This is a genomic window from Sporolactobacillus sp. THM19-2 (assembly GCF_004153195.1).
Classification (GTDB): Bacteria; Bacillota; Bacilli; order Bacillales; family Sporolactobacillaceae; genus Sporolactobacillus.
In genome coordinates, this window is record NZ_SEMC01000006.1 from 1 (window position 1) to 14,364 (window position 14,364).

At 47.3% G+C, this 14,364-nt stretch carries 13 protein-coding genes and 2 riboswitches; all 13 genes read left to right on the forward strand.

Annotated features, from left to right (window positions below; translation table 11 throughout):
* The first annotated feature begins 517 nt into the window (after positions 1-517).
* Positions 518-754 carry a hypothetical protein gene (locus EWH91_RS06795; RefSeq protein ID WP_129929289.1) on the forward strand — a complete coding sequence of 79 codons (237 nt, stop codon included), beginning with the start codon at positions 518-520 and terminating at the stop codon, positions 752-754.
* Between the two features lie 16 nt (positions 755-770).
* On the forward strand, positions 771-1,682 hold the full coding sequence (locus EWH91_RS06800) for a restriction endonuclease (RefSeq protein ID WP_129929290.1): 912 nt from the start codon (positions 771-773) through the stop codon (positions 1,680-1,682).
* Between the two features lie 764 nt (positions 1,683-2,446).
* Complete coding sequence (locus EWH91_RS14985; RefSeq protein ID WP_369122697.1) at positions 2,447-2,695, forward strand: helix-turn-helix domain-containing protein; 249 nt, start codon at positions 2,447-2,449, stop codon at positions 2,693-2,695.
* The gene (locus tag EWH91_RS06810) at positions 2,688-3,275 is read left to right on the forward strand and encodes a conserved phage C-terminal domain-containing protein (RefSeq protein WP_240697291.1); all 588 of its coding nucleotides are present in this window, start codon (positions 2,688-2,690) and stop codon (positions 3,273-3,275) included. Before EWH91_RS14985 ends, EWH91_RS06810 begins: the two co-directional genes overlap by 8 nt.
* On the forward strand, positions 3,235-3,555 hold the full coding sequence (locus EWH91_RS06815) for a hypothetical protein (RefSeq protein ID WP_129929293.1): 321 nt from the start codon (positions 3,235-3,237) through the stop codon (positions 3,553-3,555). Before EWH91_RS06810 ends, EWH91_RS06815 begins: the two co-directional genes overlap by 41 nt.
* Complete coding sequence (locus EWH91_RS06820; RefSeq protein WP_129929294.1) at positions 3,548-4,843, forward strand: replicative DNA helicase; 1,296 nt, start codon at positions 3,548-3,550, stop codon at positions 4,841-4,843. Before EWH91_RS06815 ends, EWH91_RS06820 begins: the two co-directional genes overlap by 8 nt.
* Before the next feature lie 286 nt (positions 4,844-5,129).
* Positions 5,130-5,274: riboswitch (FMN riboswitch) on the forward strand.
* A gap of 182 nt (positions 5,275-5,456) precedes the next feature.
* Positions 5,457-6,545: a bifunctional diaminohydroxyphosphoribosylaminopyrimidine deaminase/5-amino-6-(5-phosphoribosylamino)uracil reductase RibD gene (gene ribD / locus EWH91_RS06825; protein ID WP_129929295.1), complete on the forward strand. Its 1,089-nt coding sequence runs from the start codon at positions 5,457-5,459 to the stop codon at positions 6,543-6,545.
* Between the two features lie 3 nt (positions 6,546-6,548).
* The gene (ribE, locus tag EWH91_RS06830) at positions 6,549-7,199 is read left to right on the forward strand and encodes a riboflavin synthase (RefSeq protein ID WP_129929296.1); all 651 of its coding nucleotides are present in this window, start codon (positions 6,549-6,551) and stop codon (positions 7,197-7,199) included.
* A gap of 15 nt (positions 7,200-7,214) precedes the next feature.
* Positions 7,215-8,402 carry a bifunctional 3,4-dihydroxy-2-butanone-4-phosphate synthase/GTP cyclohydrolase II gene (locus tag EWH91_RS06835; protein WP_129929297.1) on the forward strand — a complete coding sequence of 396 codons (1,188 nt, stop codon included), beginning with the start codon at positions 7,215-7,217 and terminating at the stop codon, positions 8,400-8,402.
* A gap of 15 nt (positions 8,403-8,417) precedes the next feature.
* Positions 8,418-8,897, forward strand: a complete 480-nt coding sequence (gene ribH, locus EWH91_RS06840; protein WP_129929298.1) for a 6,7-dimethyl-8-ribityllumazine synthase — start codon at positions 8,418-8,420, stop codon at positions 8,895-8,897.
* 395 nt (positions 8,898-9,292) lie between these two features.
* On the forward strand, positions 9,293-10,825 hold the full coding sequence (locus EWH91_RS06845) for a Vga family ABC-F type ribosomal protection protein (protein ID WP_129929299.1): 1,533 nt from the start codon (positions 9,293-9,295) through the stop codon (positions 10,823-10,825).
* 186 nt (positions 10,826-11,011) lie between these two features.
* Positions 11,012-11,156, forward strand: a riboswitch (cyclic di-AMP (ydaO/yuaA leader).
* A gap of 158 nt (positions 11,157-11,314) precedes the next feature.
* Positions 11,315-13,351 carry a KUP/HAK/KT family potassium transporter gene (locus EWH91_RS06850; RefSeq protein WP_129929300.1) on the forward strand — a complete coding sequence of 679 codons (2,037 nt, stop codon included), beginning with the start codon at positions 11,315-11,317 and terminating at the stop codon, positions 13,349-13,351.
* Between the two features lie 295 nt (positions 13,352-13,646).
* Positions 13,647-14,333, forward strand: coding sequence for an NAD(P)H-dependent oxidoreductase (locus EWH91_RS06855; protein WP_129929301.1), 687 nt, complete (start codon positions 13,647-13,649; stop codon positions 14,331-14,333).
* Positions 14,334-14,364 lie beyond the last annotated feature (31 nt).

Sequence of the window (14,364 nt, forward strand, 5' to 3'; positions counted from 1 at the left end):
TCTCTCCTTTAGAATTTGGTTTTTGGTTAACTCTATTCTAACTGAGATGATGGGCTCCGGCTCATTTTCTATGAAAAAAATGACAGAGACGAGAGAGAAATGAAATCCCGCTGTTTTTCTGGAGGGGGCTGGCCAGCCCCTCCAGAAAAACAGATTCCCTGCTCAACATTTTCTCATATTCAGAAACCCTTTTTACACAATTATACGGACTCAACTGAAAACTACATGGATTTATTAACGACTTTATGTAATGTTAAGATAAGGAAAAAGCAACATATTGATACAAAATCACAACTTGCTAAAAGGATGGGAATTAAAAAAGAAGATATAGTATGAGGATGAACAAAAAGATGTAAAGATTGAAGGGATAATAACTGATGAGGTAACTGTACCTAGAAATGATGGTACTAGGGGATCTGCACTATATAGTATTCCATTTAAACTAAATAGAATTCCTGATTACATATGGTCGAAAATCATTATTCAATGCTGGAACAGACCTTCTCGCTTTACTTTGATGCATCGTCCAGGTATTGCAAAAGTCGTATCTAATAAAATTATTTTGGATGGTACGACCATCGAAGAAGTAAAGCAATATCACAGAGATACATTAATTTTAGCGGTCAATGAAGCCAATAAAAAGTATAATGAGTACAAGTTAGTAAAAGAGACAGAAGAAGCAACCAGAATCAAAAATGAGCAACAGCATTATTCAAATGTTCTTAAACAGGCAAGTGAAATTGATTTTGACTAGACAAAGGGGTGATTAGATGACTGTACCAGGCTATAAAGAATTTATGTACCCATTCCTTCAGATATTGAAAGATGGAAAGGAACATAGGTTACAAGATCTTTATAGTGACTTGGCTGAATATTTCGATTTAACCGATCGTGACATCGCTGAAACACTGCCAAGTGGTAAGCAGACATTATTGACTAATAGAGTCGGTTGGGCAAGAACTTATTTAAGTAAAGCGGGACTTATCAAAGTTATCAGGAGAGCCGTTTTTAGGATTACAGATGAAGGTTTGAATGTGGCAAATGATCCGAGTGTGACGCGCATAGATAAGAAATTTTTAACTCGTTATCCCAGTTTTAAGGAATTTATTAATAAGGCAGATCAAGAATCTATTGAAAACGAAAAATCAAAAAATGAAAAACATACACCTTTAGAATTAATTGATGAGAACTATAACATATTGAAAAATGAACTTCAGGATGTCCTTCTAAATAAAACTTTGGAATGTTCACCAGCATTTTTTGAACGTTTAATTGTCCAATTATTAGTTTCAATGGGATATGGTGGTTCTGTGAAGGATGCAGGTGAAGCAATTGGTAAATCAGGTGATGAAGGAATAGACGGTATTATTAAAGAAGATGTCCTGGGATTAGAAATGATTTATCTGCAAGCTAAAAGATGGAAAAAAGATTCTACAGTTGGTAGACCTGAAATTCAAACCTTTGTTGGTAGTCTTGTAGGGAAACAGGCTTCAAAGGGAATATTTATAACTACTGCAAAATTTTCGAATAACGCATATGACTATGCAAAATCAATAGATAAGCGAGTCATATTGATAGACGGGCAGCAATTAACTGATTTGATGTTTAAGTACGGTGTTGGAGTAACAAACGGAGAAATATTTGTGACCAAAAGACTTGATAGTGATTTTTTTGAGGAATAACCAGTAAAATATCTTTTGCCTGTGCGGATCTGATCATTAAGAATCGGGTGAAACGCGTCGTGATCGCTTCGGTCGATCCGAATCCGCTGGTTTCCGGACGGGGGATTCAGCGCCTGAAGGAAGCCGGTATCACCGTGGGGTCCGGGCTGATGAGAGAAGAAGTATGACGGCGGCCACATCAGCGGCTTGCTTTTGCCCAAAAATAGGCCCCTCAATGTCATGAAATAGTCCGCCTTCTGCCATAAATGGATCCATATCCACCGGACGGGTTGAATTTGTTGGCTGTTTTTCCGCTGCCCATCCGGTGCATATCCTTTCGATAATCTTTAGTTTAACGCACGCGAATGCATCCGCAAAACGATCCGAACATCACACTTCCATTCGAATTAAAAATTCACCTCACCAAAATGCCCTTTACGTTTCTATCTATTATACAGATCCTGCATCCCCGTGTTTTATACCAAGGCAACAAAAAAGCTGATGCTCAGGCATTTTTCGATGAAGTTACACAGGTATCATTATACCTGCGAGAAATCTGCGGAAAGCTAAAAACCCTTTGCTGAAGCAGGTTTGAAGGCACCTTTTTATCATTTTCCGGGAATCCAGGATAGCTCCCTGTTTATTTTTACGTTCCGTTCTACACAAATAGCAGTCCCCTGAAAAATGAATCATCCACCATTTATTGAAAGCGTGTTGCTTTGATCATTTGATCGAAAAAACGTAAATCAACCATGAAATCTGAGGTGACGATCATGGCAGGCAGAATGAAGCGGCATTTTGAGTACGGGTTTACAATCATCGAAAATCGTGTGTTTCAATCAACAGCATTCGATCAGCTCACGGATAAGTTCTTGTACATGACGCTGATAAAGTTCAGTTTTGGAAAGGATAGTGCCTTTCCATCGATCGCGACGTTGGCGAAGCATTGCCTGTGTGCAAAAAACACGATAAAAAATGCGGCTCAAACGTCTGGAGCAGAGAGGATACATAAAGAAGGAAAACCGAGTGGATGAGAAGGGGGCGCACCTCAGTAATATCTATCATTTGTTTGATATTGCTTCGGATACGTTACCTGTTAGTCGGTCAATAAATGAGTCACCGGCAGAGCAACCGCTGCCTGAGAGTCAGTCAATGAACGATTTACCCGTAGCGTTATCATTGCCTGAGGGTCAGCCAATCAATGATCCACCTGTGAGGCAATCGCTGATCCCGAAGAACAAAGATCTTGAAGAATATAAAGTGAAGAATAAAAAAGAATATCGCCGAATCATCGACTATTTGAACCAGAAAGCGGATAAAACCTACAAAGCATCCACCCGAAAAACGCAAAGTCTCATTCATGCCCGTCTCAGTGAAGGGTTCTGCTTTGATGATTTTAAATCAGTGATCGATAAGAAGTGCAAACAGTGGCTGAATGATCCGAAAATGTCGCGTTACGTCAGACCAGCCACTTTATTCGGGACGAAGTTTGAAGATTATCTCAATGAGCCGGAAATGTATGATGGTTCGGCAACGTTCACTCATGATCTGGCGGAAAGGTGGTTGAGGCGGGATGACGAAAACGGAAGTCTTTCAACTCGCGACCAGTATTAAAGCGATGTACAACTATGTGGTTCTGGATGAGACTTATCTTGATATTTGGCTGATGGCGACAAAACACGCAGATTTTCAGGCAACGATGCAACGCTTCTGTCAATACATCAGTGATCCAAAGTGCCGTCATTCAGCACCGCTGCCTGCCGATATTGTTGTGACGAAGAAAGAGACGATCGATCCAGAATCTGAAAAAATGCAGCAGTGGGAAGCCGAGGCTAAGGCGAGACCGGTAAAACACGAAGATTTTGAATGGATGAGGAGGCAGATTCATGGATAATGCCGTGATTCAGGCGGAACAAGCTGTCCTGGGTGCCATTCTCTATGACAACGCATTGATGGATGCCTGTGCGTTGTTGCCCGAGCATTTTTCAACTGTTGCTCACCGTCAAATTTTTACTCGATTCAAGGCCCTCCATCAAAAGCAAATACCGATTGATCCGGTTGTGCTTTCACAGCAGCTTGGTGATCAGCTGCAGCAAGTGGGTGGAACAGATTACCTTATGGATCTGATCAATTCTGTTGTGACAACGGCAAATTTCTCATTCTATGAACGCATGGTTCTCGATGCCAGCAAACTTCGGGAAGCGAAAGACAAAGCGAATCAATTTATTGCCGATCCCACTTCTGATGGCATCGCGGAGCTCGCCAGTCGTTTGGATGAACTGTCGAACCCAAGCGATATTGGCGACGAAATGACGGATCAGGAGAGCCTGATGAAAATATATGACTCTCTTTTTAAGGATCGTGGTGAAATCTCCGGTGTAACGACCGGCATTCATAATCTGGACAAAATGACGGATGGTTTGCAGGATGAGGATCTGATCGTCGTTGCGGGCAGACCTTCTATGGGAAAGACAGCGTTTGTTCTGAACATCGCAAAGGCGGCTGCCGAAAGCAATACCGTCGTTGATGTGTTTAGTTTGGAAATGCCCAAGATAAGCATCCAGCAGCGCCTGTTATCCGCTTTAAGTCAAATTGATGCGGGTAAATGGCGAAATCCGAAACGTTATATGAATGCGGATGATATCGAGCGACTGATCACCGCAATGGGTATTTACAGTACGTGGCATTTGTCGATTCATGATCGACCGCAGCAGACGCTGGCAAGTATTAGCCAGGCAATGAAACAATCGCTGAAAACATATCCGGATCAAAAACATGTGGTGATCATCGACTACCTCAGCTTCATCAAAGTGACCGGGCGCTATGAACGGCGTGATCTCGCGGTGGGGGCGATTACCTCAGGCTTGAAGCAGATTGCCCGCAGTGATCACGTGCCGATTGTGCTTGTTGCACAGCTGTCGCGTGCTGTGGAAAACAGGCAGGATAAGCGGCCGATGCTCAGCGATTTACGCGAATCCGGCAACATCGAGCAAGATGCCGATCTCATTTTATTCCTGTATCGCCAGAGCTATTACGATAAGACTTCCCGGGATCATGATCATGTCGAACTCATTATCACCAAACATCGCAATGGACCGGTTGGGACCGTTCAGGCGACTTTTATTAAAGAGCAGGCGACGTTTTTAAATGTGAAAAAGAAGAAAAAAGAAGCGGTTCATTAGATGCACCACGGGGAACCGTATCACAGGCAGGAGAGGTTGTTACGGTCACCAGACTGTGCACAGCTTCTGGAGTGTTTCTAAGGACAGACAAGGAATCTACAGCAAAATATGATTTCGATCTTTGATTATAAAAAGCATGAACAGTTGCACAGTTGACGGATGCCTGGACAGGTTACACTTAATGGGACAGATACCAGTGCCAGGATGAGAACAACTAACGCCCTGATGCACATCCATGTACATAGTCATCCTCCTGCGTTATAATTAAGACAATTTCATATGTTAAGTAATCTTTCGGGGCAGGGTGAAATTCCCAACCGGCGGTGAGCACGTTTTCGTGCAAGCCCGCGACCCGGTTGCTCTTTTTGGCAAACGGTGGATTCAGTGAGAAGCTGAAGCCGACAGTACAGTCTGGATGGGAGAAAGATTGCGGCAAGTTGTGTTTCCCGCGTGGGAGACCCGTTTTTCGCTTTCCTTATGAGTCATGCGTGAAAACGGTTTATTTAAGTGAGCACATATTTGTCGTATTCAATTTTTATACACTACCCTGAAGTGATTATTTGCTTCGGGGTTTTTTGATGCCCGAAAAATCGATGGTAAAGGGGGCAGACATATGAAAGATGCGGAGTTTATGAGCCTGGCGATTCATCTGGCGAAAACGACAGTCGGTCAGACCTGGCCAAATCCGGCGGTCGGGGTGGTTGTTGTCCGTGACGGGAGGGTTGTCGGCATGGGCGCGCATTTAAAAGCCGGCGAGGCGCACGCGGAGGTGAACGCGCTGAAGATGGCGGGAGCCAGAGCTGAGGGCAGTACGCTCTATGTCACGCTGGAGCCGTGTTCCCACTTTGGGAAAACCCCTCCCTGCGCGGATCTGATTATTAAAAGGCGGGTCAGGCGCGTCGTGATCGCTTCGGTCGATCCGAATCCGCTGGTTTCCGGACGGGGAATTCAGCGCATGAAAGATGCCGGTATTACCGTGGAGTCCGGGCTGATGGAAAAAGAAGCAGAGTCGCTCAATCCGGGCTTCTTCCACTACATGATGCATGGGACGCCATTTGTGACGCTGAAAGCTGCCTGCAGCCTGGACGGCAAGACGGCGACGGCGGCGGGAGAGAGCCAGTGGATCACAGGTGAGGCGTCCCGGCGCGACGGGCAACACCTGCGCAGCCGGCATGATGCGATTCTCGTGGGTATCGGCACTGTGCTTGCTGATGATCCGCGTCTGACCGTCCGAACGGAAAGCGTCGCGCGTCAGCCGGTCCGCGTTGTTCTGGATACAAAGCTGCGTATTCCGGAACAGGCACAGCTTCTGAATGACCGGGCCGCGCAGACCTGGGTCATTACCGGACGGACGATTGATGAGCAAAAAGCGGCGCGTATCCGCAATGACCGGGTGAGTGTCTTTCGCTTGCCGGAAAGAGATCTGCGCATCCAGGATGTTTTAACTTTCCTTGGGGAAAAAGGGATCATGTCGCTGCTCGTTGAAGGAGGGGCGGCGATTCACGGCAGTTTCCTGAAGGCCGGCGCGTTTGACCGGCTGATTGTGTATATGGCGCCGAAGCTGATTGGCGGGCAGCGGGCGGCACCCGTGATCGGCGGCGACGGTATTGAGCACCTGCGGGATGCCGCCGCGCTGTCCATAGACGATGTTGAAAAAATTGACGGTGATCTGAAAATTACGGCGACCCGAAGGAGGGACTAAACCATGTTTACCGGACTTGTGGAAGAAATCGGGCATGTATCCGCTGTAAAAACAGGCACTGAGGCCATACAGATTTCGATCCGGGCCACACGCATCCTGCAGGATCTGACGATTGGTGACAGCATTGCCGTGAATGGCGCCTGTCTGACGGTTACGGAAAAAAAGACATCGGGATTCACGGCAGACGTCATGCCTGAAACGATAAAAAGCACGGCGCTGAAAACACTGAAATCAGGTGATCCGGTGAATCTTGAGCGCGCGATGCGGGCAGATGGGCGATTCGGCGGACATTTTGTGACAGGTCATGTGGACGGAGTCGGGCGAATCGTCAGGAGTTATCCAAAGGGAAACGCTCGTTATCTGATCATTAAAGTGCCCGCAGAACTGGATGCCTGGCTGGTTGAAAAAGGATCAGTCGCTCTGGACGGAACGAGCCTGACGGTGTTTGCTATTCAGGATGCCCGGCTGACGGTTGCTTTAATTCCGCATACATCAGACCAGTCGGTGCTTGGACAGAAAAAAATGGGCGATTCCGTCAATGTGGAATGTGATGTCCTCCAGAAATATGTCATGAACGCAGCACTTAAGACCACAAAAACCGCGCAGCATTTGACTTATGGCAAACTGCTTGAGCATGGATTTATCAGTCATTAACGGAGGTGGAGAAGCATGTTTGCATCAATCGAAAAAGCAGTCAGTGATTTGAAAGCCGGGAAAATCATCATCATCTGCGACGATGAAGGCCGGGAGAATGAAGGAGACTTTGTCTGCCTGGCTGAAAAGGTGACGCCTGAGGCGGTTAATTTCATGATCACGCATGGCCGGGGGCTGCTTTGCATGCCACTGGATCAAAGAATAGCTGATGCGTTGAAGTTTCGGCCCATGGTTGACGAGAATACGGACAATCACGAAACGGCTTTTACCGTCAGTGTCGATTCACGAAAAGCCAGAACCGGGATCAGCGCATTTGAACGTGCGGAGACGATCCAGGCGATTGTAGCTGATCAGGCAAAGGCATCCGATTTTCATCATCCGGGACATATTTTTCCACTGATCGCTCGTGAGGAGGGCGTTCTGAGACGGGCCGGCCACACGGAGGCATCAGTTGATCTGGCCAGACTGGCCGGTGCGAAGCCGGCTGCGGTGATCTGTGAAATCCTGAAGGGCGATGGCCATATGGCGCGGCGGCCGGAACTGGAAGCGCTGGCGCAGACATTTGGCTTGAAAATGATTACGGTCAAGGACCTGATCACTTACCGGCAGCGGCATCACGTGCATCGTGAAGTCAGCGCGGATCTGCCGACGGCGTTGGGCAGCTTCCACATCATCGGTTACTCGGATCAAGGGAAAGAGCATGTTGCACTTGTGAAAGGTCAGGTTGCCGGCGATCAGCCCGTGCTGGTCCGGGTCCATTCGGAATGCCTGACCGGAGATGTTTTTGGTTCGGAACGCTGCGACTGCGGGCCGCAGCTGCACAAAGCCCTGCAGATGATCGAAGAAGCAGGCAAGGGTGTGGTGATCTATCTCCGTCAGGAAGGGCGGGGGATCGGCCTCATTAATAAACTGAAAGCGTACCGACTTCAGGAGAAGGGCGACGATACGGTGGAAGCCAACCTGCATCTTGGGTTTCCGCCCGACATGAGGGACTACGCCGCGGCCGCAGAAATCATTCGCGATCTGGGAATCACGAAGGTGCGGCTGATGACGAACAACCCGGCGAAGATAAAAAATCTGGAGCGGCACGGGCTTCATGTGATCCAGAGAGTGCCGCTTGAGATCAATTCGAACGAAAACAATCGGCGTTATCTGTTCACGAAAGCCGAGAAAATGGGACATTTGCTGCATTTATCAAAATAGGGGAGTGGTATCACAATGGTAGAAGTTATCGAAGGTCATTTAATCGGTAAGGGGCTAAAGATCGGCATCGTCGTCAGCCGTTTTAATGAGTTTATCACAAACAGGCTGCTGGCCGGTGCAGAGGACGCCTTGAAGAGGCACGGCGTCAGTGATGAGGATGTCACGGTGGCCTGGGTGCCCGGCGCTTTTGAAATTCCGTTTGCGGCGAAAAAAATAGCGGAGTCCGGGCATTATGATGCGGTTCTGGCGCTCGGAGCCGTTATCCGCGGTGCCACCTCGCACTATGACTATGTCTGCAATGAGGTCTCCAAGGGGGTCGCCAAAACAAGTCTGGAGACGGGGGTTCCTGTGCTTTTTGGCGTCGTCACAACGGAGACGATTGAACAGGCTGTTGAACGCGCAGGAACGAAAGCAGGCAATAAAGGCTGGGATGCCGCGGTCAGCGGAATTGAAATGGCCAACCTGAACCGATCACTGACCGGCGGGAAGATCTGAACCCGCAGAGACTGGCCGGAAAGTAGGATACGCGGTGTTGCACTCCGGCATGGAAAAAAGGCAGCTTTCAGTTCCCACCATCCGGCTCTGGTTGACAATGGGTTGAAATTTGCATAGAGTAAAGATAATGAAACGAACGGAAGGGTGAACCAAGGGCCAATGAAAAACTAATCCTGTTTTTGAAGCCGATAACTGAAGGTCATGAAATGAAGGAACAGAGGTTTTCTGTCTTCATGCCTTCAGACGGATGTTCAGGACAGGATTGGTTTGTATCACTTTGGCCGAAAGAAGGGAGAACCCTTCTTTGCTGTTCGCCGAACTGATGCCTCCTGTTCTGAACTGGGACAGGGGGCTTTTTTCTGTCCCCGGATATGAATGAAAATGGGGATGATGTAATGGTTTTGCTTGAGGCACTGAAGATCAAATATGATGTCAAAGACCGGCTGCTGTTTGACATTGATCAATTATATGTGTACGAACATGATCGCATTGGTCTGGTTGGCCCGAACGGAAGCGGGAAGACCACTCTGCTCAATATTCTGGCGAAAAAGCTTAACCCTGAAGAAGGAACCGTGATTCAGCGGGCATCATGCGACCTGCTGCCTCAGCTGAAACAAGCCGATACGACCAAAAGCGGCGGCGAAGTAACCCAGGCGTACATTCAGGATGCGCTGCTCAGGGATCCCGAACTTTTGCTGGCCGATGAACCGACCACAAATCTTGATCTGGAGCATATTGAGTGGCTGGAAAAGAAACTGGCTGCCTGGCAGGGGGCACTGATCCTTGTGTCGCATGACCGCGCTTTTCTCGATCATCTGTGTACAACAATCTGGGAGATTGATGACGGCAGACTGAACGTCTATACCGGTAATTACAGTGATTACGAAAAGCAAAAAGAAGCCAGACGGGCAGCACAGCAACTCGCCCATGAAAAATATGAGAAAAAGAAACATCAGCTGGAAGAAGCACTGACTTTAAAGACAAGAAAAGCAGAACGGGCGGTTAAGAGCCCCAGAAATCCTTATTTTGCCAAAAAGCAAAAGAAGCTGCAGAAAACGGCAAGCTCCATTAAGACACGCCTGAATAAACTGGAGAAGGTTGATAAAGTAAAAGAGCCCGAACCGGTCAGGATGGATCTGCCCAACGCTGAATCGTTTAAAAACCGGATTATTTTTCGGGTAAAAGATGTTTCCGGGCGGATTGGCGAACGCGTCCTCTGGAAGCGCGCCCGTTTTCTGGTACGTGGTGGCGACAAACTGGCAATTATCGGACCGAACGGAGCGGGAAAGACGACACTGATTAAAAAAATGATCCATCAGGAGGCGGGAATCTCGCGGGCACCCTCGGTAAAAATCGCTTACTTCAGCCAGAAACTGAATATTTTGAATGAAAGTCAGTCGATTCTTGAGAATGTGCGTGTTTCATCCAGACAGAGTGAGACCCTGATTCGGACCGTGCTGGCACGGATGCATTTTTATCGTGACGACGTCGAAAAGCGGGTTGGCGTACTGAGCGGTGGCGAACGTGTCAAGGTTGCCCTGACCAAACTTTTTTTAAGTGACATGAACACACTGATTCTGGATGAACCGACAAACTATCTTGATCTGGATGCGGCCTCAGCGCTTGAAGCACTGCTTAAAGACTATGAAGGAACCGTGATTTTTGTCTCGCATGATCGCCGTTTTATTCAAAATGTTGCAACGCGTGTGCTGGAGATACGCAATCAGAAAGTCAGGGTCTTTGAAGGGACGTATCAGCAGTTCAAACATTTCAAGCCGCAAAAGAAGCACGATTTGAAACAGGATCAGCGATTGATCCTTGACACGAAAATCAGCGAGGTGCTCAGCCGGCTCAGCCTTGAACCTTCGCAGGAACTGGAGGAAGAGTTTCAGGACCTTTTAAGGAAGAAAAAGGAGCTCGGCCAGTGAGCGCCTTCGTGTGATGAGAAGTGACGAATGACTGCCGAGTCCATTTGACCGGGTGGTGAGAATCACCTGCTTTAAGGGTTCAGGCGGCCTGCCCGATCGTCCGGTGTGATCCTGACTGACGCATGTCGTTCCCGTTATATTTACATCATAGGCGGCTAGGCGTATAATGGCTACAATAACAGAATCATTCTTTATTCGCTTAATCTGTAAGGAGCGGGGGAACCAACTCTGTGATGTCAGCATCACTTGGGGTGAATCCTTTCATGCAGGACGGGCTACTCTCATGGCCCGAATCCGACAGCTAACCCCGTAAGCGTTAATGAGAGGGTGTGAACGTATGATCGGCAAAATTCGACCATAGAGTTAATCCTCTATGGTCTTTTTGTTGTTCCCTTATTCCATTTTATGGATATTATCATAAGCGAAATGAAACCGGTCATTTAACGCTTTCAACAAAAAACAGTTTTTGCGGGGGAGATCAATAACATTATGGATAATAAAATGACTCAGCGCCTGTCGCTTGGCGGGATGCTGGTTACTTTAGGGATTGTCTATGGCGACATTGGTACTTCACCTTTGTACGTAATGAATGCGATCATTTCGGATGCCGGTCAGATGCAGTATGCTGTACCTGAATATATCATTGGCTCCGTTTCATTAATTTTCTGGACGTTGATGATCATTACAACTGTAAAGTATGTCCTGATTGCTATGCGTGCAGATAATCATCATGAAGGCGGCATTTTTGCATTATATGCGTTAATTCGTAATCGGTCGGCACGCTGGCTGATCTTTCCAGCACTGATTGGCGGGGCGGCCCTTCTGGCAGATGGTACGTTAACTCCGGCTGTCTCGGTGACTTCAGCTATTGAAGGGCTTAAAGGACAGCATATCGGTTCCTTTACATTCAGTGAGAATCAGCTCGTTGTGGCTTTTGTGGTCACAGTCATATTACTTGCTCTCTTCCTGATTCAGCATTTTGGCACAGCGGCCATCGGACGTTCGTTTGGACCGATCATGCTTCTATGGTTTATTTTTATCGGTGCCGCCGGTTTCATAAGTATGATGGATCATTTAGAAATTTTAAAAGCATTATCGCCGTCTTATGCGATTCAGTTTCTTTTCAGTCCGGTTAATAAAGCGGGTATTTTTATTCTTGGAAGTGTTTTTCTGGCAACGACCGGGGCCGAAGCACTTTATTCAGACATGGGCCATGTGGGCCGGAAAAATATTTATGGAAGCTGGCCATTTGTCTCGCTCATGCTGATATTGAACTATATGGGGCAAGGCGCTTGGGTCATGAGTCATTACCAGGATACGGCTTATCGGCATTTATCTGTTGTGAGTCCCTTTTATGAAATGCTTCCGGATCAACTGCGCCTTTCGGCAATTGCCATTGCGACTTTAGCCGCAATCATCGCTTCACAGGCTTTGATCACCGGCAGCTATACCTTGGTCAATGAAGCCATTGGCTTGAAATTTATTCCTCGCATGGTGATTAAACATCCAAGTAATGTGCGCAATCAAATTTATATTTCAACCGTAAACTGGATTTTGTGTATCATTACCCTGAGTATTGTCTGGCTGTTTCAAACGTCACATCACATGGAAGCAGCTTACGGTTTAGCGATAACCCTGACCATGTTGATGACCACGATCCTTTTGTATGCCTTTGTTAAGGATCGGGTCAGTCAGGCTCTTGCCGCATGCATGGCTCTGTTTTTTGGTTCAATTGAATCGATTTTTTTGCTGGCCAGCCTCGTCAAGTTTACTCATGGCGGCTACCTGACACTTCTGATTACGTTTTTGATTTTTCTGGTTATGGTCATCTGGTACTTCGGGAATAAGCAGCGTGAGAGCTATGAGCGAACAAGTGAAAATGTTTCTTTGCTGGACTATCGAAAGCAGTTAATCCAGCTCAGTCATGATTCCTCAGAACCGCTTTATGCGACGAATCTGGTCTACATGACCAGAGTCGGGGCTCATTACAGCATCAAACGAAAGGTGCTGTACTCCATTCTGGATAAGCGGCCAAAGCGGGCCAAGGTCTATTGGTTTGTGACGGTAAACGAAACAGACTCACCTTATAAAGGCGAATACACCGTAGATATGCTGGGTACGCGTAATATCATTAGTGTGCAGCTCTACCTGGGCTTTAGAAATTCACAGCATGTTAATGTCTATATCCGGCAGATCATCAATGACCTGATTGATCAGAGGCTTATCGACACACAATACCCCAGATATACCACGCTTAAGAATCGCCGCGTCGGTGATTTTAAATTCGTCATCCCAACCGAGCAGTTGATGGATTTAGCGACAGATCCCAAAATGAAACGCCTCGATCGTTTACTGATCGGCGGACGTATTTTCCTGCAGAACATCACGACGTCACCGGCTGTGTGGTACGGCCTGAGATTCAGTGAGGTGGTTGAAGAACCGATCCCGCTGATGCTTTATGATCCTGAAGTTCTGCATCTGAATCAGACAGACGTACGGCATCCTGTGAAAGACACGGAAAAATAAAGACAGCAGCAAGCCTGAAAAACGAAAGGGATTTTTTTGATCCCTCTCGTTTTTTTTTGACTCTTTTCCCCATGGAAAATCAGCCCGCGCTCGACGCATCGGATGGTGATCAGCAGGGTATTGGCCGACCGGTGGACGTCCCGGGCAAGCAGTGCCGGCCGGACAGGGATCAATCTGGAATCAGATGGATTTTAGAGCAATGCAGGCCATTTCATATACAGGCAGAGGAAGGATATAATAAACGTGACAGAGGAAAACGGTAATTCACAAGCCGGATAAAGAGAGGATGGAAATAATGGAAAAGACAGTCGACAAAAAACAGACAAAGAAAAGGATTCTGGATGCCTTTCACTTCAGACATGCCTGTAAGCTGTTTGACGCATCGAAAAAAATCAGTGACGAGGATTTTCAGTTCATCCTTGAGACCGGGCGCCTTTCGCCGAGCTCTTTTGGCCTCGAGCCGTGGAAATTCGTTGTGTTACAGAATCAGCAGCTGCGTGATAAACTGGCTGCTGTTTCATGGGGCGCTGCAGACAAACTGAAGACAGCCAGTCATTTTGTTCTTGTTCTTTCCAGGCTGGCCGGCGGACTGCGTGCGGATTCAGATCACGTTCAGCATATACTGAAAGAGGTACAGGGACTGCCTGAAAATATCAGTGGACAGGCGACGAAGACGATCGGGAATTTCGAGAAATCGGACTTTGCCCTGACAGGTGATGATCGCGTCTTCTTTGAATGGGGCTGTCGTCAGGCCTACCTGGCCGTAGCGAATATGATGACCGCTGCGGCAGAAATCGGCATTGATTCCTGCCCGATGGAGGGATTCCCTAAAGCAAAGGTCGAACAGATTCTCAAGGATGAGGGCATCATTAACGGAGACGACTTCGGCATTGCCTGCATGGTGGCCTTCGGATACCGTGCGAATGAACCAAGACCGAAAACCAGACAGTCGATGGATGAAGTCGTGCAGTGGATCAAATGACTGGAAGAGGCCGTTTCGAACGGCCTCTTTT